The sequence below is a fragment of the uncultured Maribacter sp. genome (assembly GCF_947500985.1).
In the GTDB taxonomy this organism is placed as follows: domain Bacteria; phylum Bacteroidota; class Bacteroidia; order Flavobacteriales; family Flavobacteriaceae; genus Maribacter.
This window is the reverse complement of the sequence record NZ_CANMTX010000003.1, coordinates 111,150-134,580: the sequence shown is the minus strand read 5'-3', so window position 1 is coordinate 134,580 and position 23,431 is coordinate 111,150. Positions and strand designations below refer to the sequence as shown.

Genomic DNA, 23,431 nt, shown 5'->3' with positions numbered 1-23,431 from the left:
GCTAATTAGCTTTAACAAAATTTGAGTGATATGAATGTAAATGATTTTGAAATTAATTGTGAATTGAAAAGTGCTTTTTTCGAAAATGCATATTCGCCTTTCGTGATTTTAGACAGAGATATGAATTTTGTTGATGTAAATCAAGCTAGTGTCGATACCATTGGAATTGAAAAAGAAAATTTTATAGGTAAAAATATGCTAGACATATTCCCTTATTTAGAAGGGACAGAGCGGTACGATGCTTATAAGAATGTTATAGATACAGGCGTGCCGTTAGGTTATGATGAGCTGTTATTTAAAGGTGAATTTACTGATTTGACATTTATGTCTAGGGCATTTAAAATTGGCGATTACTTAGGTATAACAACTCTTGATATAACCAATGTAATTGATACCGTTCAAAAATTAAAAAGTACCAAAACTTCATTAATTGAGGTCAATGAAAATTTGAAAAAGAAAAATCAGGAGTTAGAAGATTTTTCATATGTAGCAGCACATGATCTAAGAGCTCCGCTTACTAATTTAAAGAGCCTATTGCGAATGGCTTTAGAGACAAATATTAGCGCTAATGAAGTTATGCCAATCGTTGAAAAAATGAATGTGGTCACCAAAGTAATGTGCGATAAAATTACCGCATTAAATATGGTGATTGCTACAAAATCTAATTTTGGAGCACCTAAAATAGAAATAGAGTTTTCTGAAGTTGTAAGTAAATTAAAAGCTAGTTATTCTAAAGAAATAATAGAATGTAGAACAATCATAAAAGAAGATTACTCAGCATGCCCTTCAATCAATTATAATAAGTTGCAATTAGAGACTGTTCTTCAAACCCTTATGTCGAATGCTCTTAAGTATAGGCATCCTAAAAGAAAACTGAGCATTAAAATTGAAACAAAAGAAGTCAATGGTAAAGTTCAATTATCGTTCAAAGATAATGGACTAGGCTTTGACCAAGAGTTTTCTGATAAAATATTTGCCTTGCTTAAACGTCTACATACCCATGTTGATGGTTTGGGTGTTGCACTGTACATCATGAAAATTATTATTAGTGAAAACGATGGCGCAATTGATGTAAAAAGTCAAGTAAATAAAGGAACAGAGTTTATTGTAATTTTTTAAAATAAATAGCCAAAACCATAATTAAAATCCCACAAAATGATACGAATATTAATAATTGAAGACGATGAGGTAACTAATTTCATTGCTAAAACGAACCTAGAGAAATTTGGATATAAAAACATTAAAATTGCATTAAATGGTCAACTAGGACTTGATTATTTAAAGACCAATACTTGTCCTGACATAATTTTGCTCGATATCAATATGCCTGTTTTAGATGGATGGGATTTTCTTGATAAGGTAAACGAATTGAACCTATGTTCAGATATACCTGTTGTTATAACTACATCGTCATTTAGGGGTGATGATAAATTAAAGGCAGATGGTTATCATAATATTATTGAGTATTTAGAAAAGCCTATTAATTTTCAGCATTTAAATACTGTTTTAGCTAAGCTAAAATCGAAAAAAGTTGAGTTGTAATTAAAAAGCCTTGATTTTTTAAATCAAGGCTTTTTATTATCCAGAGTATGTTGTTAGTCTTTTTTTATGGTCTCGTAAGTGTAGTCGCTCTTCTTCCAATCTATTAATTTAGAAGGGTAGTACTTCACATCCATTCTGTCAAGAAATGGTGCTTGGTCTGCTAATCGTACTTTGTAGTTTTCCCAATCTCTATTTTCTTTAATACTCCAGCTTAATTCAGAATAACCGATAATTCTTGGAAAAGCTAAGTATTCAAGCTCATCTATATTACTTATGGTTTCTGACCAAAGTGGTGCTTCTACGCCTAAGATGTTTTCCATAGGAATCCCGTATTCTTCAGGTGTCCAAATGTATGCGGTATCTACAGGTATGTAAGCTGCCCAGTGGAGTCCGAATTTAGATAGGGTGTCATATTCCATATCTAAATATGCCTTCTTAGCTGGAGAGACGATAATTTGCATTCCCTTATCAACTGCTTTTTTAGCATTTTCTTCACTTGCCCACCATTGCGAAATAGAAGTTGAGTCGACATCGGCAATAGCAACTTCGTCCCAACCAATCATTCTCTTACCATGCTTCTGTACTATTTTTTCAACCTTATTAATGAAATAGATGTAGTCTTTCTTTTTAGTCACATGACTTTCATCTCCGCCAACATGAAAATAAGGTCCAGGCGTTATAGCAGAAATCTCTCTAACCACATCGTCTATAAAAGAATAAACAGTATCCTTATGAGTATCAAAGGTGCTAAAACCTACACGCATACCTTCGTATAGTTTAGGCGTTTTACCGTTACCATTCAAGAAAGGGTAAGAAACTGATGCTGCATTGGTATGACCGGGCATATCAATTTCTGGGATAATAGTCATGTATCTTTCTGCTGCGTAACGCACAATTTCTTTATAGTCTTCTTGTGTATAGAATCCGCCAGATTCACCACCAACTTCTGTACTACCGCCAACTTCTGTAAGTTTAGGCCAAGATTTTATTTCAATTCGCCAGCCTTGATCATCACTTAAGTGTAAATGCAGCATATTTATTTTATAGTATGATAGCAGATCAATGTATTTTTTAACATCGTCAACACTAAAAAAGTGTCGTGCAACATCTAACATAGAACCTCTATATGCAAAATTAGGGTTGTCAGTAATCTTACCTGATGGTACAGGCCATATCTTCTGCAATGCTAAAGTATCGTTACTTTCTAATGGGACTAATTGTCTTAAGGTTTGTATACCTCTAAAAGCACCCTCTGCTGTGTTGGCATTTATGATGATAGAATCTTGATTAATATATAATTGGTATGCCTCTGGCTCTGCCAGATCTGTGCTATCGCTTTGGTTAATGTAAATAACTCGTTCTATAGTATTCGCACCTTCAGTATTTACTGGTATGGTCAGGTTAATTTTATCTTTTAGTCTATCTGCTAAAAAAGTACCTACTTCTTCAAAACCAGTGGCGTTTTTAGAAGTATAAATTGCTGTAAATTGGTCTAAGGCAAAAGCGGAGTTTGTTGGTATGGTCTTTAAAGGCTTAGGTATTAAGCTAGCTTTGGATAAATCTGTCTTTGGCATTGTAATGCGCTCTTTCTTCTCTTCGCTACAAGCAATTAATAAGAGTGTTAAGCTTGCAAAAAATAGACTTCGAATACAAAAGGTCTTCATTGTGTAGTGTAATTAAGGTTGGTTTACTAAATCTTTCATGGCTTCATACCAAATATCGTAACCTTTTTGGTTCATATGAAGGCCGTCTTCAATAAAAATATCAGTTTTTAACTTTCGCTTGTTCAGCATAGGTTTCCAAACATCTACGTAATACAATTGTGGGTCGTTTTTAGTAAAACGTTCCATTTTTCTGTTTAACCGCTTATACTTTCCTCGAATCTTCCACCTGCTGATACTTGGTTTTGCCGCTATTAATATAACCTCAGTTGCAGGATTTTTAGATTTTATTCGACGGATGATCTCTGCAGTCGTATCAAGAACATCGGTAGGACTTTTATCTGCCCATAAGTCATTATCACCTTCGTAAATGAATACTTTTTTGGGATTATAAGATAAGATTAACTCATCCATAAATAACAACAAATCTGATGATTGTGAACCACCAAAACCACTATTTATAATTTGATGGTCTGGAAACTCTTTTTCCAATTTTCGCCATAAACGCACACTAGAACTACCAGTAAAGACAATTGTCTCTTTGCTTGAATCCCAAATGCTATCGTATTTAATAGTAATGTCTTTTACTTCATTTGTAAATACATTCTCTTCTTGTGCGAAACTTATAATTGATAGTAAAAAGGAACAAAATGTGATAATTGCGGTTATGTTTAAGTTTTTCATATCAGGTGTTTAAAGATGTATTATTTATTCGCTACTATAGTAAAACCTTCGGTTAATGCCCATTGGTAGAACTGTGAAATCCAATCATCTGATGCTAGATTTTGAGTTTTCATGCCAAAACCGTGTCCACCTTTAGAGTACATATGCATTGCGGTACTCTTTCCGTTTGTTAGCCATGCTAAATATAAATCGGCACTAGGTTTTGCTAATCCTAATGGGTCATCTGAAGCACATATAACTAACATTGGTGGTGCATCTTTTGGTACGGTATATTCCCCCATAACGGTCATCCAAGGGTAAACAGGTACTATGAAATTAGGTTTATTTGCTGCTGTATAGTTAAACGTAACGCCCATGGTTACTGCGCCACCTGCAGAAAAGCCCATAAATCCAATTTTGTTTGGATTTAGGTTCATATCAGCTGCATTGGTTCTTACATAGGTTATAGCTGCAAGACCATCCGCAATAGACAATGGTAAAACAGGAGTAACCCTTTCTCCAATCTTTACGGGGTTATTCACGCTTTCATCAGATATTTCTTGTATACCGTCAACGCCAGTAGGCACCAATCTATATTTTAAAACGAAAACGGTAATTCCTTTTTTATTCAACCATTTTGCAACATCTCGACCTTCACTTTCTATGCTTAAACCGTAAAGTCCACCGCCAGGGGCAACAATAACACTCGTGCCATTTGGCTGGTCTGCTTCAAAAACTTCTAACCTAGGTATAGCTACGTTGGTTACTACTTTTGTTTCCCAAATATCTGAGTAATATTCTTTTTCGGCTGTTGACCAATTTACATTTGGATCAGATTCAAACGGTAATTCTACCATTTTTTGGGCAATTATATTCATAGATGTAAAAATACAGGTAAGTAGTATAAGACGCTTCATAGTTGTGAATTTTATTGAATGGTTTTAATGAGCATAAATACTAAGGCAGCTAAAACTCCGCCAATTATTGGTCCTACAATTGGTACCCATGCGTAACCCCAATTACTATTTCCTTTATTTTTTATAGGAAGAATAGAATGTAGTAAACGCGGACCGAAATCACGTGCAGGGTTAATGGCGTAACCCGTTGGCCCACCTAAGCCAAAACCAATACCCATTACCAATAGTGCAACTGGTAAGGCGTCTAATGATCCTAGTGAAATTGCACTGTCACCCATAGTGCCACCGGCAATATAAAATACACTGAATACAAGGACGAAGGCTCCAATAATTTCGGTTATCAAATTCCAAAACGGACTCTTAATAGCTGGTGAAGTGGAGAAGGTGGCTAAAATTGCATCGGTATCTTCGGTTGCTTCGTATTGTTTTTTATAAGTAAGCCATACTAAAAGGTTACCCATCATAGCGCCTAAAATTTGGGCTACAATATAACCAGGTGCCAATGCCCATGAAAATTTTCCTGCTACTGCAAGTCCAATGGTTACGGCAGGGTTAAGGTGGGCGCCACTAGCATCGGCAGAAATAAATACTCCAATAAATACTGCAATTCCCCATGCAAGAGAAATTCCCGTCCAACCGGCATCTGCTCCTTTCGTCCCTTTTAATACAAGGTTAGCAACAATTCCATTTCCTATAAGAATTAACATTGCAGTGCCAATAAATTCAAAAATATACGTAATCATAGTTTGGTTGGATTTTAAGTGGTTTAAGATAAATAAAATCAAGGAATTTTTAAGAATTAAAACCCTTTGTTGAGTATTTGATAATTTTAACTATATAATTGTGTATATTCTAATGAAATGCCTAAAGAATTTATATTCAAAAATTTTCAAGAAAAAATCTATATTTTCAATATTTTTTGATAATCGGATGCGTAATGCTAACGACATGTTATAAATTGTTTTACCTACCTTCAATGAAGGATTAACCATTTTTAATATTCTCATGAAAAAATATATCTATTTTCTTTTAATTTGTTTAGTGCTACTTTTTGTTAGTTGCTCACCTAATGATGATGCTACTGCAAGTGACGATAGTACCTTGGTTATAGGTACGTATAGATTGACCGAAATAAATGTGAGTGTCGCCCAAGATGTTGATGAAGATGGTACTGCTTCGAATAATATGTTTGATGAGCTCGACTGCTTAGACGGCACGTTAGAAGTTAATGTTGACGGTACTTGGGATCTTGAATTAGTAGCGCTAGATGTTACCAGTGTAACCGGCGATTTTTATGCTATTCGTTGTGGTAGAACAAATAACTTCACCGGTAAATGGACTTTTCAAAGTAGTGTTCTTGATTTGAATACAACTAATTTCAATACCATGGTTTTTAAATCATCTGTTTTAACTGAAGGTATAAATGAAGATTTACCGGGTGTGTTAAATAGAAAATTTATAAAGCAATAAGCTAATATCTAACACCATGTACATTCATTTGTAAAGTGTAGACTGACCCCATTGCAGTTATAAATAAAACATCTTGATTTTCACCACCAAAGGTAACATTGGCTGTCCAGTTTTCATTGATTGGTATATTCTTTAACTGTTCACCTTTTGAATTGAAAATGGTAACACCTTCACCTGTTAAATAGATATTACCTAGGTTGTCAATCGTCATACCATCTGAACCCATATCTGTAAAAAGTTTGCGGTTATTTAAAGTAGCATCTTCTTGAATGGAGTAGGAGTAAGTTTTTTTGTTACCTATATCTGCAACATAAAGTGTTTTGCCATCTGGAGTGCCAATTATTCCATTAGGTTGTGCTAGCCCTTTTGCTACTATTGAAATGCTTTTTAAATCTGGTGAAATATAGTAGACATTTTTTTCTTTAATATCAGCTTCGGTTTTTGTCCAGTATTCTCTTTGGTAATAGGGGTCTGTAAAATATATTCCACCTTTTGTATCAACCCAAATATCATTAGGACCATTAAGTTTTTTACCTTCAAAATCGGTAATTAGGGTGTCAATTTCACCTGTTTTACGAATTCGCCATAATTCATTTTTATCGTCGGCAGCGGCCAATAAATTTTCATTATTGTCAAAATACAATCCATTCGCCCTACCTGATGATTCCATAAAAGTACTTATAGAATTGTTGGCTTGGTTCCATTTTAGTATCTTATTATTCGGCTGATCGGTAAAATATACATTACCATTTTTATCTGAAGCCGGACCTTCTGTGAAGCTGAAATTATTAGCAACCTGTAAAAGTTTAGCCCCATCGGTTACCAGTGCCTTCTGCTGAGATTTGCAAGAAACTATTACTGTCAAAAGTAGAGAAGTGAATATTAATCGGTTATAAAATTTCATATATGCGGTTATAAGTTCTTTAAGTAGTTCATATTATGCATCATGCTATCAAAAGGTGTACTTGCATATTCTTCTTGTTCTATATAAATATCTTGAGCCCCTGAGAGTTGTTTCATTTCGAGCATTAACGGAATATCAAGAATACCTTTTCCAAATTCTGTACTTATTTTTTCATGCATATTCATATCTTTTAAATGCCAAAGCGGAAATCTGCCTGGGTATTTCTTGAAGTAATGTAAAGGGTCTTTTCCAGCAACTACTACCCAGCCTAAATCTAGTTCCATATGCACTAATTCTTTTTGGGTATGATCCATAAGTACATCATAAAGTACTTCTCCGTTTTCAGACTCAAATTCGTACTCGTGGTTGTGATATCCAAATTTTAAACCTTGTTTTCTACAAGCTTCGCCAGCCATATTAAATTGCTCCGCTACTTTTTTGTAATTATCTGTCGTTTGCCCGTCAGATGGCATTGATGAGCATATTAAATATTCTTGACCAGAAGCAACGGCATCTGACATGGTTTGCTCAAATTTATCATCTAAATGTACATGACCACTGGTGAGAGACATACCTAATGCTTTACAAGTTTCACCCATTTGAGCAGGCGTTAATCCGTAATAATACCCTTTAGATGATGCGGCACTTTCGATTTCTTTAATTCCTAGACTAGCAATTTTCTCTAACGTTTTCATAGGGTCGGCAAGCATGTCGTCTCTAAAGGTATATAACTGAACGCCATAGCTTGAATTTCTAGTAGTTGCCATAGTTAATTGTGGTAGTAAAACTGTGGAAGCACTTAATAGACCGGCATTTTTTATGAATTTTCGTCTTGCATTCATTGGTATGATGTATAATGTTGTGGTTTGATTTTTTAAGCTACCTAAAATTAGCTTGAGTAATGCCGATAGTCTTAAATAAGATTGTGATTTTAAATGTACGAAAACTAAACAGCATTTTTAGTGAGGCAATTAGTGGTTGTGTATTTTTGTAAAAATATTAGGCATGAATAGTAGGAAAGAACAATTGGAGGCGTTAGATAGGCTATTGACCATTATGGATGAGTTGCGAGAGCAATGCCCTTGGGATAAAAAGCAGACGATGCAATCGTTAAGGCACCTTACCATTGAAGAAACGTACGAATTAGGCGATGCAATTTTAGATAATGACCTTAATGAGGTTAAGATGGAATTGGGTGATGTGCTTCTTCATATTATTTTCTATTCAAAAATAGGATCAGAAACCAATGATTTTGATATTGCTGATGTGGCAAATGCTATTTGTGACAAGTTAGTGAATAGGCATCCGCACATTTATGGTGATGTAAAAGTTATTGATGCAGAAGATGTAAAAAGAAATTGGGAACAGATCAAGTTAAAAGAAGGTAAGAAAAGTGTTCTCGAGGGAGTGCCAAAAAGTTTACCTGCATTGGTGAAAGCTAATCGAATTCAAGATAAAGTTTCTGGTGTTGGTTTTGATTGGGAAGAACCACAACAGGTTTTTGATAAAGTGCAAGAAGAGCTTGGTGAACTTCAAGTAGAAGTAGAGGCCGGTGATATCGAAAAAATTGTGGCGGAATTCGGCGACGTACTTTTTTCTATGATTAATTATGCTAGATTTCTAGGTGTCAACCCCGAAAACGCGCTGGAGCGAACCAATAAAAAATTTATAAAACGTTTTCAATACCTTGAAATCAAAGCAAAAGAAATCGGTAAGTCAATTAATGATATGTCTTTAGAAGAAATGGATGTGTATTGGAATGAAGCAAAAACTAAAGAGTAATTTTATTTCTTTAGTTCAATGTTCATAATTCTTGCCAAATCTCTATGTTTAATTGGTTTTATAAAATAGTCTGTTATTTCTGGATAGGTTTTGGCTTGATCCACATCTTCGCCATTTATTGAAGACGTTAATATAATAATTTTTATTTCCTTATCAATTTTAGTAGCTACCGTTTGAAAATCCTTAACAAAATCAAAACCGTTTAAAATCGGCATATGTAAATCGAGGAAAATTATATCTGGTAATTCGTCTAAAGAATTATACGTATCCTGAATCAGCTTTAATGGTTGCACTGAATCTGGAAAATCTATAATTTTGGTAATTGACAATTGATTAAGATATCGTTTCATTACATATTTGGATATATCGTCATCGTCGATAATCCAAACCAACGGTTTTTGGTTCATAATACTTGTAATTAATGGTACTTGGTGTGTTTGTATTAATAACGGCCGGTTTTAGTAAAATAGTATCCGTAAAATGTTTCGATGAACAATTTACAAGTGTAAATAGGTTTAATATATGTGTGTTATTGTTCTAATTTGTTTGTTATAGTATTGATTTGTAGTATTCTAATGTTGCTATTTCGCTTATTTTTTAATCAATATTTTTTTATAAAAGCTTTTGTTTTATCGCTAAACTTTGCTCAAATTACTTTAGTTAAGTTTATATATGTTACATCATATTACTGATTATATAACCTTAGTTTAGCGAATGTTAATTGTTCAATTAACGGTACCTTTGCCAAAAATTTTAGTTTAGGTTTTGCTACAGAATTACACCAAAGAATTTCGTTATAATATTAAGCTTTCAGTTCCTGTTATTTTAGGAATGTTGGGCCACACCTTTGTGCAATTGGCAGATAATATTATGGTGGGGCAATTAGGTACTGCAGAATTGGCTGCTGTATCGCTAGGTAACAGTTTTGTTTTTATTGCCATGTCTTTAGGTATTGGTTTTTCTACTGCAATTACACCTTTAGTTGCCGAGGCTGATGGGGCGGGACTCAAAGAGAATGCTAAAAGTGCTTTAAAACACGGGTTATTACTATGTACCGTTTTAGGGTTGACATTATTTGGACTTATTTTATTGGCGAAACCTATCATGTATGCAATGAAGCAACCTATTGAGGTAGTTGACTTAGCATTGCCATATTTAGATTTGGTAGCTTTCTCATTAGTACCTCTAATAATTTTTCAAGCTTTCAAACAGTTTTCCGAAGGCTTGTCTCAGACCAAATACCCAATGTATGCAACTATCGTTGCTAACGTTATTAATATTGTTTTAAACTACCTGTTGATTTTTGGTAATTTTGGATTTCCAGAAATGGGTATAGTTGGTGCTGCTATTGGTACTTTGATTTCTAGAGTTTTCATGGTACTTTATCTTTGGTTTATTTTAAAAACAAAAGAAAAATTCAAGTATTACGTAACCGGGTTCAATTTTGCAAAAGTTGAAAAAACGGTGATGAAAAAGATTATAGAATTAGGTTTTCCTTCTTCTTTACAGATGTTTTTTGAGGTTGGTATTTTTACATCGGCAGTTTGGTTAAGTGGTGTTCTTGGTAAAAATGCCCAAGCAGCCAACCAGATAGCGCTTAACTTGAGTAGTATGACCTTTATGTTCGGTATGGGTCTTGGTGTTACTGCTATGATTAGGGTTGGTAATCAAAAAGGATTATCAAACTTTAAAGAGCTACGACGAATAGCTCAGTCAATATTCTTATTAACTTTCTTACTCGAAATTATTTTTGCCGCACTTTTCTTAATCGGTAGGCATTGGTTTCCGTCGTTATATTTAGATATAGAAGACATGACTAATTTTACCGATAATACAGAGGTATTGGTCATCGCCGCAGAACTATTATTGGTTGCAGCTTTCTTTCAAATATCAGACGGAGTTCAGGTAGTTGTTTTGGGTGCTTTACGTGGGTTGCAAGATGTAAAAATACCTACTGTAATAACGTTTATTTCGTATTGGTTAATCGGTTTCCCTGTAAGTTATTATTTATGTCTTCATACAGATTTAAAGAGTACCGGAATTTGGATTGGGTTACTGACCGGACTAACGGCATCGGCTATTATGTTGTATCTTCGATTTAATTATTTAACTAAAAAATTAATTACCGCATAACGATCTATTTATGGTCGTTAACAACAATTATATTTCAACTTATAGATTATAATTTTTTATGGAATTTCCGAAATTTTTATTGGGTGATAATACAGATTACCCTACAGCAATATTTGTAGTACACACCGAGTTTCCAAGGTTTATAATCAACCTAGAAGATGATGAGGTAGAATGGCTTGAAGAATTCTCTAAGGAAGATGAAAAAGAATTGGAAGAAGAAGCTGAAAACTTAATTAAAGATGCGACGGCATTTTATGATCGAGAAGTGTCTAGATACGAAGATTAATAATTATGCTTGAAGAGCTTTTACAACTAGATAAAGAGTTTTTTTTATACCTCAACGGATTGGGTACACCAAAATGGGATACTTTTTTTCAGTTCATCACCAACAAACTGAGTGCCGTACCTCTATATATATTCTTGCTGATACTTTCGTTTCAGAAATATGGAGGTAAGAAAACCATGGTACTCTTAGTTTCTATTGGTCTTTTAATAACAGTTACAGATCAATTAGGTAATTTTTTTAAGTACGGTGTTGCTCGATTACGACCTTGCCATGACCAAGAGGTTGAACCATACATGCGTTTAGTAAAAAGTTACTGCGGCGGTAAATTCGGTTATTTTTCGGCCCATGCGTCAAACTCATTTGCAATAGCAGTGTTTTTTGGTAGTATTTTAAAATCTAGCATTAAGTATTTAGGGGTCTTCTTAGTACTGTGGGCAGCCTTGGTAGCATTTAGCCGCGTGTATATTGGAGTTCATTTTCCACTTGATATTATTACCGGTGCTGCAATAGGCTCGCTATTCGGCTGGTTGTTTGTAAAGTTATTTATATTTGCACTTCGCAAATTCTCCCTATGATATCTAATTTAAGGTACTGGTTTTTAATTCTTTTAATTTTCGTGGTATACGTTGCAGGTATGTTTGTGACGTTGTTCGAAAATGATTCTGCACAGTTTTCTGTAATGGCAATGAGAATGGTGCAAGAGAATGATTTTTTCAGCCTCTTTAAAGGTCCTGAAGAGTATTTAGATAAGCCGCATATGCATTACTGGCTAGCAGCCTTATCATATAAAATTTTTGGTATTCATGATTGGTCTTATCGAATTCCAGGCATATTAGCCACCTTATTGGCTGCTTATAGTTGTTATGGTCTGGGTAGTTTACTTTATAATAAACATGTTGGTAAACTAGCTGCCTTGGTTTTTATGACTGCGCAGACTATTGTTTTGGGTGCTATTGATGTTCGTACAGATGCTGTGTTAACAGGCTTCAGTATTTTAGCAATTTGGCAACTGGCAAAATATATAGAGAAAGGCAGTGTGTCTGCAATAGTAATTGGTGCTTTTGCAGCAGGTATTGCGTTCTCTACCAAAGGGCAAATCGCTCTTTTGGTAATAGGATTGCCCATACTTTGTCATTTATTTTATACCGGTAAATGGAAAGCGTTTTTAAGCTGGAAAGTGCTATTGGCGTTATTAGTATTTGCAGTGACTATAACACCAATGTTATATGCTTATTATTTGCAATTTGATTTGCATCCTGAAAAAGTGATACGTGGCAAAGACCATCGTAGTGGTATATTCTTTATTTTTTGGGAACAGAGTTTTGAACGTTTAAGCGGCGAAGGTATTGGTAAAAATAGTAGCGATTACTTTTTCTTTTTTCATACATTCTTATGGGTTTTTCTTCCTTGGACAATTTTAGGTATTACGGCATTCTATCATAAGATAAAGGTTTTTGTCAATCAGAAATTTAAGTTTGTACAGGGCTCTGAGTTTTTAACCGTTGGCGGTATCACTTTGATTTTTATTATTATCAGCTTTGCCCAGTTCAAATTGCCACATTATTTGAACATTACTATTCCATTATTTGCAGTTATAACCGCTGCTTATATCTATAATTTATACACGGAAAACAAAGAAAAAACGCTGAAGTATTTAATGATAGGGCAATACTTTGTGCTTAGTATTGTATTTATCGCTTCAGCATTAATATGTTTTTATGTCTTCAAGTTGAGAAGTGTTGTAGCATATGTGTTTTTAATTGGAGCGGCAATATTAATTATTTATTATGCCTTAAAAAGGGAAGGAGTTTATATGAAGTTGGTTACGATTTCGGTTTGTGCATCATTATTTTTAAATGCCGTTTTGAACTTACATTTTTATCCGAATTTATTGGACTACCAAGGTGGGTCTTCTATGTCTAAGGTCATTGCTGAAAAAGATATTCCTGTAGATCGAATTTATAAAGTTGGTAAAGATCATACGTGGTCTTTAGACTTTTATAATCAATTTCCTGTTCAAATTACTACACCAGAGGTCTTAAAAAGCAAGAAAGATATTTGGGTATATGTGAATGATGATGAAATGGCCACGCTAGAAGAAAAAGGCTTTGATTGGGATTCTCAATTCTCTGTTGATCAATTTAGAATAACACGTTTGCAAGGCAAATTCTTAAACCCGAATACACGTAAGAAAGTAACGCGTAAAATGCACTTGCTGCATATTTATTAAAGGTGATGAATTGGTTTATTTGATTGAAGTATCTGCCAATTCCAATTTAATTTTTTTAAAGTGGTACCATACGCCTATAAATGATACTATTGCCGTAATTAAGAAGAAAAGTACACTTACGCCAACAGATATATTTTGGTCTAGTCCCAATAGTTTTGCGCCATAGAAGAAGGTTACTTCACGGCTGCCTATGCCTCCTAATGTTAACGGTACTACCGCTACAATTGATGAAATCAAGAAAATAATGAGATATGAAATTTGATTCAATTCAATATTCAGGGCAAGTAGAATAAACCAAATACAAATTAATTGTGCCAATTGTACCAAAGCAGATAATGCTGTTGTTTTCCAAAATATAGGCAACACATAATTAAAAAACTTCTTATTCAATAACCAGAATACGATAACTGATATTGGTATAGCTGAAAGGAAGATCCAACGATATCCATCTAAAATTTCAGCATTATGAAAAGCCAATAGCCCACAGGCGTATATGAATAGTAATAATAGTCCGCCCAGACGATCTAAGACTAACACACTCACCATTCTTTTAGTTTTGACATCAAAGGTTTTCTTTAGAATATAGCCTTTGTAAGCATCGCCGCCAATACCACCAGGTAAGAACAGGTTGTAGAACATACCCAAAAGGTATAGCTTAAAATTGCTTGTATTTGTAAGCATGATATTAAGCCTATGAAAATATAGATTTAGGCGTATTGCCCCAATGAACTTAGAAAATATAAAGAATATGGCCGCTAAGATTAAGTAAAGCGGATTACTCTTAATCAGTATGTCTTTTATCTCACTTACATTTATTTTAGTAAAAATGAAATAAATTAAAACGGCACTGATCAGTACTTTTAATCCGGTGGTTACTTTCTTATTTAACTTCGTCACCTACACTTACTTTTTTAATGCGGTATGGTCTTTTGTTCTGAGATTCATAATAAGTTCGTATTAATAACTCCATTACAATACCTATTGTAAATAATTGAATGCCAGCAAAAATGAACATCATACCTACCGTCAATAAAGGTCTTGTGCCAATATCTTCCCCAAAACCTAACTTTACAATCATTAGATAAACGTTAATGAATACACCTGCCATAATCATTAAAAAACCAGAGATACCGAATAGGTGAATTGGACGTTGAAAGTATTTACGAATAAAAAGTAATAGCATCATATCTGCAACTACTTTAAAAACACGCTCAAGTCCGTATTTAGAAACCCCTGCATGACGTGCATGGTGCTTTACAGGTACTTGCTTTATTTGACCACCTTCAAGAAATGCCAATAGGGTAATAAACCTGTGCATTTCACCGTATAGATTTAAGTCTTTGGCTATATCCCTAGTAAATACTTTTAAGGCACAGCCATTGTCTTTAATATCTAATTTGGTAACACGGCGTACCAGAAAATTAGCAATTTTAGAGGGTATTTTTTTAACAAGAGAATCTTTTCGTTTTTGTCGAATACCCGTGACAACATCATATTCACCACTAACGGCATAAGTCAGCATTTGAGGTATATCAGACGGATCGTTTTGTAAATCACCATCCATTGTAATAATATACTCTCCTTCTGCATAATCAAGACCTGCAGCCAAGGCTAAACTCTGCCCGTAATTTTTCTTCAATTCTATTAAATGAACCTTCTCATCTTTAAGACCTTTTACTACTTTTTTGGTGTTGTCGGTTGAAAAATCATCTATGTAAATAATTTGATAATCGTAGCCAACCAAGCTTTCGTGTATCTTTTGTGTTAAAAGAGCCGCATTGTCTTGTTCGTTATATAAAGGAACAACTACCGAAAGTAGGGAAGTGGTAACAGGTTGCATTGGGTTGTTTTTTGAATAGGTGCAAAGTTATGTTTTTTATCCTTAAGATAATGTACATGAACGGTAGTTACATTATAAAGGGTTTAGTGCTTTTTTATAGCCTTTAAGAGCTTTTCTGCAGCTAAAAAAGGAGAGATATTACCGCTAATAACTTCTTTTTTTAATTGTGGTAGCATTTCTTTGGTCTTTGGATGTTGGTAGAATTCAGTTAATAGTTCTTGTTCTAAATATTGAATTAACCAATTTTCATTTTGCTGTTGTCTGTTAGAAGCAAAATATCCCGATTCCTTCATTTTTTTACAATAAGAGTCGATCATCTGCCAAATTTCGTCTAAACCTCTATTTTCAATTGCAGAACAGGTTAAAACTTCGGGAGTCCAACCATTTTCCTTTGGCGGAAACATATGTAATGCGCGGGTGAATTCCATTCTAGCAAAATCTGTTCGTTTTAAATTATCTCCGTCTGCTTTTGTAATAACAATTGCATCAGCCATTTCAATGATTCCTCTTTTTATGCCCTGTAACTCATCGCCAGCACCTGCTAATTTTAATAATAGAAAGAAATCTACCATATCGTGAACAGCAGTTTCACTTTGTCCAACGCCAATAGTTTCGATTAAAATACAGTTGAAACCTGCCGCTTCTAATATGACGATGCTCTCTCTTGTTTTACGGGTAACACCACCTAATGAAGAACCAGAAGCTGAAGGTCTTATGTATGCATTGGGGTTTTTAACCAACTCTTCCATACGAGTTTTGTCGCCAAGAATGCTACCTTTTGTTCTACTGCTAGAAGGGTCTACGGTAAGTACGGCTACTTTTGTGCCCAATTTGGTTAGTATGCCACCAAATTGTTCTATAAATGTGCTTTTACCAGCGCCTGGCACCCCGGTTATTCCAATTCTTATAGAATCATGCTTTTTTGAAATACAACCGGCAATTATTTCATTAGCGATTATACGGTGCTCTGGTTTAGTACTTTCTACTATGGTTATAGCCTTGCTTACTATGGCAACATTATTGGCATAGATACCTTCAAGAAATTCTGATGTTTTAAGATTGGCTAAATTCATTCTAACTACTTATATAACTGCAAGTGGTATAAAGGTACTATTTGTAAATACGAACTATAATTTTAGTAGCGTTTCATGCTCTAATTAGCTAGGATTAACAATATCGAATTTAAAGATAGATATGTTATTATAGATATCGCCAGGTCTTAAGAGGCTTTTAGGAAAATCTGGCTGATTAGGTGCGTCTGGGTAGTTCTGTGCCTCAAAACAAATTCCCGGAAAATCTGACGGAGTATATACTACCAAAGCAGGTTGGTTGGTATACACTTTCATGTTTATACCAGATGTCTTTGATTGTATTTCTGCAACTTTCTCATTACCAATATCCTTAATAAAAATTGTATTTAACCTTTGTACACCTATTTTTCTAGGTAGAAGAAAATCGTATTTCGTTTTACGAATCGGCATAATATCGCCTGTAGGTAATAAGTTTTCTTTGGTTTCTAATCTATAAGGGCAATTTAATTGTAATTCATATTCATCAATATAAGGGTTGCCATCTAATTTAAAATACGAATGATTGGTAAGGTTAATAACCGTACTTCTATCCGTTATTCCCTCATAAATAATTTGTAATGCGTTATCCATTAATTTATAGGTAACGGTAACTGATAAATTTCCTGGGTAGCCTTCCTCTAAATGTTTGCTGGTATAGCTCAATTTTACGAAAGGTTTATCGCTTTGGTCTACTTCATCTATAATCCAATATTTTTGATGAAAACCTTCTTTACCGCCATGCAGGTGAACTCCATCTTCTTGAAACACATCATATCGAGCTCTGTCGATCACAAATCCTCCATTAGAAATCCTTCCTGCATATCTACCTACACTGGCTCCTAAAACATTATCATCTAAACGATATCTACTCGGGTGGTTGTACCCAACTACTACATTGGTGTACTCGCCATCTGCACTTTTTACAAGTAACTTTTGAATGGTAGCGCCATAATCAAGCACCATAAGTGTTAAATAGGCATTGGAAATTGTAACTTGTTTCAAAGGAAATATTTAATAGTGTGGTGTAAAAATAAAAATTTTTGCAACATTCTATTTTTTATATCGTCCTTATTATAGCAACAAACCAAAACCAATCTAATTAATTCATGTTTCAAAGCAGTATTGTAGAGAAATGTAAGGCAAACGACCGTGCGGCACAAATACAGCTGTATAGGAAGTATTGTGACGGCATGTACATTGTAGCAATGCGTTTTGTGAAAAATGGAGATGATGCAGAAGATGTTTTACAGGAGTCGTTTATTAAGGCTTTTCAAAAAATACATCAGTTTAGTGGTGATGTAACTTTTGGTGCATGGTTAAAACGCATAGTGGTAAATAAGAGTATCGATTTTCTTAAATCAAAAAGGGATAAAGAGGTTTCGTTAGACGAAGGTTACATGCAAGTTGTTGCAGAAGATGATAATTGGAATGTGCCGGCAGCTATTAGTATTGAACAGGTTAAAAGTGCCATTGATAAGTTGCAGGATAAATACAAATACGTAGTGCTTATGTTTTTGGTTGAAGGTTATGACCATCAAGAAATAGCAGAAGTGTTGAATATTTCAGAATCTGCCTGCAGAACAAGATTATCACGTGGAAAAGGCCATTTGAAAGAATTATTAAAAGGAAAAAAATATGGAACAGGATCTTAGAGAAATGTTCAAAAAGGATAGAAAAGAGCAAAAGCATACTATTAAACATGGTCATGAAGAGCGCTTTTTAAAGAAGTTAGAAGAATCAATACCGGTACATAAGAAAACCGATAAGAGTTGGTTGAAGATTGCAGCATCAGTTGCGGTAATTGTAAGTATTGGTTTAGGGCTCTTGTATTTCAATGAAAATGATAGTAACATGACAACTGTGGTTAATAATGCTACTACAGATGAACAAAAATCTGAATTCACTTTTGGGGATCTTTCTCCGGATTTGAAAAAGGTAGAAAGCTATTATGTAGCCAATATCAATATGGAACTGGCAAAACTAGAAGTCTCCCCAGATACTAAAGAGTTGATTGATAGTTTTATGGAACAGCTCAATAATTTAAACCTTGAATATAAATCTTTAAATAATGAACTGAAAGAACTAGGGCCGAATGACCAAACGATAACAGCACTGATAGAGAATTTACAGTTACGATTACAATTATTACAAAAACTAAAAAGAAAGTTAACCGAATTAAAATTATCAAAAAATGAACAGATCATTGACAACAGTATCTAAGCAACTCATCATTGCATTAGGGCTTTTAGCTTCTTCAACGCTTATGGCGCAAGAAGAGCGTAAAAAATTTCAGGAAAGATTTATTGTGGCAGAAGATGCTGTAGTAAACATCAATACCAGTTATGCCGATATTGAATTTGAAACTTGGGATAAGGATGAGGTGGTTATTACAGCCACCATCACCCTTGAGGGAGCTACAAAAGAAGAAGCAGAGAATTACTTCAAGAATAGCCCTATTGAAATATTGGGTAATAGTAAAGAGATTAAAATATCTTCAAAATCTAAGAACAATGATTTCTTCACAAGTTTTGATTCTGAAAAAATTTTTAATCATGGTGGTATGCGAATAGAGGTTCCAGAGATAGCATCGTTTGTGGTAAGTGTGCCTCAAATAGCTCCTTTTCCAGAAATGCCTCCATTACCATTAACCGAAGCCTATACATTTGATTATGAAGAGTATCAAAAGGATGGTGACAAGTACATGAAAAAATGGCAAAAGAATTTTGAGAAGAGTTTTGATAAAAAACATCAAAAACGATTACAAGAATGGGCAGAAAGTGTGAAAGAATCTTTAGGCAATGAAAAACGCGAAAAGTATGAGCGAAGACGTGAAAAATTAATGGAAGAAAGAGAGAAATTAATGGAACAGCGCAATGAAAATTTCGAACAACGTCGCGAAGAGTTAGAAGAGAAACGTGCTCATGCAGAGAACGAAAGAGATGAGCTTCGAACTTTTATAAGCTCTTCTAGAGGTAATGCAGCAGATGTACCCAATGTATTTTACTTTTCAAATGAAGGGGAGCAAAAGAATTTTAAAATCAAAAAGACCATAAAAATTAGCTTACCAAAGTCAACCAGAATAAAAATGGATGTACGCCATGGTGAGGTTAAATTAGCTGAGAATACCAAAAACTTGAATGCGAAGCTTTCGCATTCAAGCCTTTGGGCCGTTACTATAGATGGCGAAGAAACTACTGTTTCTGCCTCATATTCTCCGGTTACTGTTCAGAAATGGAACTACGGACAGTTAAGTACTTCATATTCAGAAGAAATAACATTGTTAGAGGTGGTTCAATTACAATTACAGGCTACCTCGTCTGAGGTAACTATCAATAAGTTATTCAAAAATGCCTTTATAAAGAATGATTTTGGCGCAGTGCACATTCTTGAAATGGGTAATGACTTTGAAGAATTGGATATTAGCGTAAGAAATGGAGAGTTAACGGTAACAATGCCAAAGGTGGCTACCAATATTTATGTAAAAGGTAATTCATCGACATTGAAGTTACCAACAGGTTTACAGATTGTAAAAACTAAAAACGGAACTACAACTATTCATAAAGGGCATCACTTAAAAAATAATAGTAATCGATCTATTATAATTACATCAGATTATAGTGAGGTAGTGCTGCAATAGTTATTTTACCAATTGCAAGGTTCCAAACACATTGGCATCTATCCATCCCTTGTTTTTATTCTCACCTGCTACAAATACAGAGCCTATTAAGTTCTCTCGTTCCTCGCTACTATCATTATCTGCATAAGCCAAAGCAAAACCAATTTTCTTATTTTCGGTAAGTACAGCAGGCTTTATATTCGGGTCATCATTATATATGCCTGGGTACACTTTTACAAACATTTCCCAATATGTCGTATTGCCTTCTGCTTGATGTTTAGATATAATATGATCGTTGTATAATGTCGGCTTTTTGTCAACACCTAAATCGACAACATTGCCATCTAAGGCTACATGATAGGTAAATGCATTGTGATTAAAGCGGTGCTGCCCTCCAGAATTGTCTTCATCTACATAAACAATCACGCAATCATCGTTCCACCAAAGTTTTAAGGGGTCTTCAGTCTTATCTAAAATAGTATTGTCAACAATTTCTAAAAGAAGATATAGTCCATCTTCGTTCCAAGCAATTTTATATCTACCATTATAATCATCGTGATCAAAAGGACCACCAATCCAATTTTGATCAATAGGTTTCCAATCTAATAAATTCCAATAGTTTTCTATAGCTCTGCCATCTAGGGTAGGGGCATCTTTAATATAAGAAACTGGGGTTGCTTGAGAATTTTTCTTGTTCTTAACTTCTGCGCATGAAAAAACGCCTAAAAGAAGTAAAAGGTAAATAGTCCATTTCATAATAGTGCTTTGGAATCTATGGTTTAAAAATACCATTTTCTTAAGTTATGTAAGATTAATAGTACTTATTTAAGTGGCGACAAGATATAATAAAATAAAAAGAAACTACTTATTCTTAGGTTAACTGTGGTGCTTTGTAATTATTGTACAGTCTGTTGCACAAAAAAAAGCATCCTAGATAGGATGCTTTTATATAAAATATTATGGGAGATCTTTTAATGGGCACTCTTCTTTAGATAATCTCCAAAGTTCTCTTTAAATCTATTTAATCTCGGTATAGAAACGTTTCTAATATAGGAGTTGTTAGGATTGTTCTTTTCATAATCTTGATGATACGACTCTGCCTTGTAAAATATAGTATAAGGTACAACTTCTGTCGTAATTGGATCATTATCGAACACTTTATTATCTGTAAGTGCTTGTATATAACCTTGTATTATATTTTTTTGCTCTTCATTCTTATAAAAAGCAATTGAGCGATATTGTCTTCCACGATCCGGACCTTGTCTATTTAGTTGGGTTGGGTCATGAGAACCAAAGAATACTTGAACCAATTGGGTGAACGAAATTTCATTTGGGTCATAATATACTTCAACAGCCTCTGCATGGTCGGTTTTGCCATAACCTACTTCTTCGTATGTCGGGTTCTTTTGTTCACCGCCTGCATAACCAGAAACAACTTCTTTTACACCTTTAACACTTTCAAAAATAGCCTCTACACACCAAAAACATCCGCTGGCGAAATAAGCAGTTTCGTATTTACTTAATTGTTGCGGACTCAATTTTATCTCTTCCTCAATCTCTTCGTGTTCCGTTTCTGCAATTTCTGTGTTTTCGGAAATAGTATTTTTCTTGACTTTAGATTGGCAACTGGTCGCAATTAAGGTCGCGCAGGTCAATAAAGTGATTTGTAATAATTTCATAACAATTTTCTTTTAGCAATTTGTAGGTAATTTACAAAGACCTTACGAGGAAAAGGGTTAAAAAATGTTAACGAGAGTAAAGGATATTATATTTTTGAGAAATGAATACATTACAACAGACCCTTGAATCTTACGCTGTAAAAACCATCTGTATTTTAGATGCCACTATTTCTTCTGATGTATATGTGCCATTAAATCTTTCTAAATACAATGAAGATTTGATTGATTTAGATATTACAAATCATGCTGTTTGTCAATCTTATATAGATGATGTGCTTAAAAGTAAACAAGGTATTATTGCCTACGGCGGATATTTAGAACAAAGAAACTTATATAATGATAAGGAAGGTTTTACCTCTAGTAGTAAACCTGTTCGAAATATTCATTTGGGAATTGACTTTTGGTGTGATGCAGGTACAAAGGTCATTGTACCTTTAGACGGAAAGGTTCATAGTTTTAAAAATAATGCCACTATTGGTGATTACGGACCAACCATTATTCTAGAACATCTTTTTAATGATATCACTTTTTATACCTTATATGGTCACTTAGCAGTAGATTCTTTATTAGACCTATATATAGGAAGGACCTTTAAAGCAGGAGAAATACTCGCAATGTTAGGTACACCCGATATTAATGTAAACTATGCCCCACATCTTCATTTTCAAATTATACACGACTTAGAAGGTAATGAAGGAGATTACCCAGGTGTATGTGCTGAAGGGCGGCTATCCTTTTACAAAGAGAACTGCCCTGATCCAAATGTGCTATTAAAGTTAGGATTAGTTTGAAGAGATGGGGTATGGTAAAAAGTACGAAGTATGTAGTATTTGAAATTTAGTCACGAGAATATATAGAATAGATTTTTTATTTCAACAACCAACAACTGAAATCTATATTCTTTACTCTCTTTTCTATATTTTGAAATTGAAATTGATTACTTGAGCTTGTACTTTCTCTTCTGGTTTCGTTTAAATACATCAATTATCGGTAAGGTGTTTTTAGAGGTGTTGTCGTTTATCGATGTGATTTTACACTTTATCTGAAGTTGTGTCAAGTAACGAGAATTAGGGGTTTTTCAGCGATTCATCACCTAGTAAAACAAGGCCTGCTGCGTTCTATTATTGTAACAAACGCAAGTCATGAAAACAATAATAGCAACAATCTTCATCATCTTTTTAAGCTTCACCGCTCAAGCACAGAACTCTACTGAAGAAGTAAAGGTTGAAACTATTGAGATGAGCATCGTTACTGAAACAACATATGAAGTAGAAGCTAACACTACTACAGAAGTAGCTAGATTATACAAATTCAAAAATTCTAGAATCAAAAGAGATTTAAACTTTTTAACTAAAGCGAACAAGCCTAAAATGGCTTAGTTTTTTTTGAAATAAATATTAAGTATAAGGTAGAGAGCATTAAGTACATGGTACATATCAGTTGTTAAAAAAAGAAAAAAGAAAACAGAAGTTAGAGAATTGATTGATGACAAGTATTTTCAAAAATAGATTTAGCAAAGCTAAATTGATTTTATGTCTAACAACCATCAACCAAAAGCCCTAATCTATTTTCTAAAAGCTATTCTCTCAATCCTATATTCACACTTCTAATTTTTAAACTCCCTACTGTAGTCCCTCC

General features: G+C 34.1%; 26 protein-coding genes. 13 read left to right on the top strand and 13 right to left on the bottom strand.

Annotated elements, in window-relative coordinates; translation table 11 throughout:
* The first annotated feature begins 30 nt into the window (after nucleotides 1-30).
* Together Q0871_RS07000 and Q0871_RS06995 are read left to right on the top strand one after the other, a co-directional pair.
* Nucleotides 31-1,119: a PAS domain-containing sensor histidine kinase gene (locus Q0871_RS07000; protein WP_299320241.1), complete on the top strand. Its 1,089-nt coding sequence runs from the start codon at nucleotides 31-33 to the stop codon at nucleotides 1,117-1,119.
* Between the two features lie 36 nt (nucleotides 1,120-1,155).
* Nucleotides 1,156-1,542: a response regulator gene (locus Q0871_RS06995; RefSeq protein ID WP_299320237.1), complete on the top strand. Its 387-nt coding sequence runs from the start codon at nucleotides 1,156-1,158 to the stop codon at nucleotides 1,540-1,542.
* A gap of 53 nt (nucleotides 1,543-1,595) precedes the next feature.
* On the opposite strand, the gene Q0871_RS06990 is transcribed toward Q0871_RS06995, so the two are convergent.
* From Q0871_RS06990 to Q0871_RS06975, 4 genes are read right to left on the bottom strand one after another with little or no spacing between them, the layout of a single operon-like run.
* Nucleotides 1,596-3,206, bottom strand: coding sequence for a family 20 glycosylhydrolase (locus tag Q0871_RS06990; protein WP_299320232.1), 1,611 nt, complete (start codon nucleotides 3,204-3,206; stop codon nucleotides 1,596-1,598).
* A 12-nt stretch (nucleotides 3,207-3,218) separates the two neighbouring features.
* On the bottom strand, nucleotides 3,219-3,887 hold the full coding sequence (locus Q0871_RS06985) for an SGNH/GDSL hydrolase family protein (RefSeq protein ID WP_299320227.1): 669 nt from the start codon (nucleotides 3,885-3,887) through the stop codon (nucleotides 3,219-3,221).
* Nucleotides 3,888-3,907: 20 nt separating this feature from the next.
* Nucleotides 3,908-4,783 carry an alpha/beta hydrolase gene (locus Q0871_RS06980; protein WP_299320223.1) on the bottom strand — a complete coding sequence of 292 codons (876 nt, stop codon included), beginning with the start codon at nucleotides 4,781-4,783 and terminating at the stop codon, nucleotides 3,908-3,910.
* A gap of 11 nt (nucleotides 4,784-4,794) precedes the next feature.
* Nucleotides 4,795-5,556: an MIP/aquaporin family protein gene (locus tag Q0871_RS06975; protein WP_299321255.1), complete on the bottom strand. Its 762-nt coding sequence runs from the start codon at nucleotides 5,554-5,556 to the stop codon at nucleotides 4,795-4,797.
* 232 nt (nucleotides 5,557-5,788) lie between these two features.
* On the opposite strand from Q0871_RS06975, the gene Q0871_RS06970 reads away from it, so the two are divergent.
* Nucleotides 5,789-6,253, top strand: coding sequence for a hypothetical protein (locus tag Q0871_RS06970; protein WP_299320219.1), 465 nt, complete (start codon nucleotides 5,789-5,791; stop codon nucleotides 6,251-6,253).
* Between the two features lies 1 nt (nucleotide 6,254).
* On the opposite strand, the gene Q0871_RS06965 is transcribed toward Q0871_RS06970, so the two are convergent.
* Together Q0871_RS06965 and Q0871_RS06960 are read right to left on the bottom strand one after the other, a co-directional pair.
* Nucleotides 6,255-7,157: an SMP-30/gluconolactonase/LRE family protein gene (locus tag Q0871_RS06965; protein ID WP_299320215.1), complete on the bottom strand. Its 903-nt coding sequence runs from the start codon at nucleotides 7,155-7,157 to the stop codon at nucleotides 6,255-6,257.
* 8 nt (nucleotides 7,158-7,165) lie between these two features.
* Nucleotides 7,166-7,999, bottom strand: a complete 834-nt coding sequence (locus Q0871_RS06960; RefSeq protein ID WP_299320211.1) for a sugar phosphate isomerase/epimerase — start codon at nucleotides 7,997-7,999, stop codon at nucleotides 7,166-7,168.
* A 163-nt stretch (nucleotides 8,000-8,162) separates the two neighbouring features.
* Here Q0871_RS06960 and mazG point away from each other — a divergent pair, with 163 nt between their 5' ends.
* Nucleotides 8,163-8,939, top strand: coding sequence for a nucleoside triphosphate pyrophosphohydrolase (mazG, locus tag Q0871_RS06955; protein WP_299320207.1), 777 nt, complete (start codon nucleotides 8,163-8,165; stop codon nucleotides 8,937-8,939).
* A 2-nt stretch (nucleotides 8,940-8,941) separates the two neighbouring features.
* Here mazG and Q0871_RS06950 read toward each other — a convergent pair whose 3' ends face one another.
* Nucleotides 8,942-9,346 carry a response regulator gene (locus Q0871_RS06950; RefSeq protein ID WP_299320204.1) on the bottom strand — a complete coding sequence of 135 codons (405 nt, stop codon included), beginning with the start codon at nucleotides 9,344-9,346 and terminating at the stop codon, nucleotides 8,942-8,944.
* A gap of 358 nt (nucleotides 9,347-9,704) precedes the next feature.
* On the opposite strand from Q0871_RS06950, the gene Q0871_RS06945 reads away from it, so the two are divergent.
* Genes Q0871_RS06945 through Q0871_RS06930 form a run of 4 tightly spaced genes read left to right on the top strand, consistent with a single transcriptional unit; the run spans nucleotide 9,705 to nucleotide 13,588 of the window.
* Nucleotides 9,705-11,072 carry an MATE family efflux transporter gene (locus tag Q0871_RS06945; RefSeq protein ID WP_299320199.1) on the top strand — a complete coding sequence of 456 codons (1,368 nt, stop codon included), beginning with the start codon at nucleotides 9,705-9,707 and terminating at the stop codon, nucleotides 11,070-11,072.
* A gap of 58 nt (nucleotides 11,073-11,130) precedes the next feature.
* Complete coding sequence (locus Q0871_RS06940; protein WP_073243390.1) at nucleotides 11,131-11,358, top strand: hypothetical protein; 228 nt, start codon at nucleotides 11,131-11,133, stop codon at nucleotides 11,356-11,358.
* A gap of 5 nt (nucleotides 11,359-11,363) precedes the next feature.
* Complete coding sequence (locus tag Q0871_RS06935; protein WP_299320194.1) at nucleotides 11,364-11,933, top strand: phosphatase PAP2 family protein; 570 nt, start codon at nucleotides 11,364-11,366, stop codon at nucleotides 11,931-11,933.
* Nucleotides 11,930-13,588 carry a glycosyltransferase family 39 protein gene (locus Q0871_RS06930; protein WP_299320189.1) on the top strand — a complete coding sequence of 553 codons (1,659 nt, stop codon included), beginning with the start codon at nucleotides 11,930-11,932 and terminating at the stop codon, nucleotides 13,586-13,588. The genes Q0871_RS06935 and Q0871_RS06930 overlap by 4 nt, the downstream gene beginning before the upstream one ends.
* A 15-nt stretch (nucleotides 13,589-13,603) precedes the next feature.
* On the opposite strand, the gene Q0871_RS06925 is transcribed toward Q0871_RS06930, so the two are convergent.
* From Q0871_RS06925 to Q0871_RS06910, 4 genes are all read right to left on the bottom strand, one after another.
* Nucleotides 13,604-14,485, bottom strand: coding sequence for a lysylphosphatidylglycerol synthase transmembrane domain-containing protein (locus tag Q0871_RS06925; protein ID WP_299320186.1), 882 nt, complete (start codon nucleotides 14,483-14,485; stop codon nucleotides 13,604-13,606).
* A complete protein-coding gene (locus Q0871_RS06920) occupies nucleotides 14,469-15,428 on the bottom strand; it encodes a glycosyltransferase family 2 protein (protein ID WP_299320182.1) in 960 nt (319 codons plus the stop codon). The genes Q0871_RS06925 and Q0871_RS06920 overlap by 17 nt, the downstream gene beginning before the upstream one ends.
* Nucleotides 15,429-15,511: 83 nt before the next feature.
* On the bottom strand, nucleotides 15,512-16,501 hold the full coding sequence (gene meaB, locus Q0871_RS06915) for a methylmalonyl Co-A mutase-associated GTPase MeaB (protein WP_299320180.1): 990 nt from the start codon (nucleotides 16,499-16,501) through the stop codon (nucleotides 15,512-15,514).
* 84 nt (nucleotides 16,502-16,585) lie between these two features.
* Nucleotides 16,586-17,500, bottom strand: coding sequence for an aldose epimerase family protein (locus Q0871_RS06910; RefSeq protein WP_299320178.1), 915 nt, complete (start codon nucleotides 17,498-17,500; stop codon nucleotides 16,586-16,588).
* 104 nt (nucleotides 17,501-17,604) lie between these two features.
* Between Q0871_RS06910 and Q0871_RS06905 the strand changes: the two genes are divergently transcribed.
* From Q0871_RS06905 to Q0871_RS06895, 3 genes are read left to right on the top strand one after another with little or no spacing between them, the layout of a single operon-like run.
* Nucleotides 17,605-18,150 carry an RNA polymerase sigma factor gene (locus Q0871_RS06905; protein WP_299320175.1) on the top strand — a complete coding sequence of 182 codons (546 nt, stop codon included), beginning with the start codon at nucleotides 17,605-17,607 and terminating at the stop codon, nucleotides 18,148-18,150.
* Nucleotides 18,134-18,718: a hypothetical protein gene (locus tag Q0871_RS06900; protein WP_299320172.1), complete on the top strand. Its 585-nt coding sequence runs from the start codon at nucleotides 18,134-18,136 to the stop codon at nucleotides 18,716-18,718. The genes Q0871_RS06905 and Q0871_RS06900 overlap by 17 nt, the downstream gene beginning before the upstream one ends.
* Nucleotides 18,690-20,135, top strand: a complete 1,446-nt coding sequence (locus tag Q0871_RS06895) for a hypothetical protein (protein WP_299320170.1) — start codon at nucleotides 18,690-18,692, stop codon at nucleotides 20,133-20,135. The genes Q0871_RS06900 and Q0871_RS06895 overlap by 29 nt, the downstream gene beginning before the upstream one ends.
* On the opposite strand, the gene Q0871_RS06890 is transcribed toward Q0871_RS06895, so the two are convergent.
* A complete protein-coding gene (locus Q0871_RS06890; protein WP_299320168.1) occupies nucleotides 20,136-20,870 on the bottom strand; it encodes a sugar-binding protein in 735 nt (244 codons plus the stop codon).
* Between the two features lie 215 nt (nucleotides 20,871-21,085).
* On the bottom strand, nucleotides 21,086-21,793 hold the full coding sequence (gene msrA / locus Q0871_RS06885) for a peptide-methionine (S)-S-oxide reductase MsrA (protein ID WP_299320164.1): 708 nt from the start codon (nucleotides 21,791-21,793) through the stop codon (nucleotides 21,086-21,088).
* 101 nt (nucleotides 21,794-21,894) lie between these two features.
* Between msrA and Q0871_RS06880 the strand changes: the two genes are divergently transcribed.
* A complete protein-coding gene (locus Q0871_RS06880; protein ID WP_299320161.1) occupies nucleotides 21,895-22,584 on the top strand; it encodes a peptidoglycan DD-metalloendopeptidase family protein in 690 nt (229 codons plus the stop codon).
* Between the two features lie 351 nt (nucleotides 22,585-22,935).
* Nucleotides 22,936-23,172: a hypothetical protein gene (locus tag Q0871_RS06875; protein WP_299320158.1), complete on the top strand. Its 237-nt coding sequence runs from the start codon at nucleotides 22,936-22,938 to the stop codon at nucleotides 23,170-23,172.
* The last annotated feature ends 259 nt before the right edge of the window (nucleotides 23,173-23,431 follow it).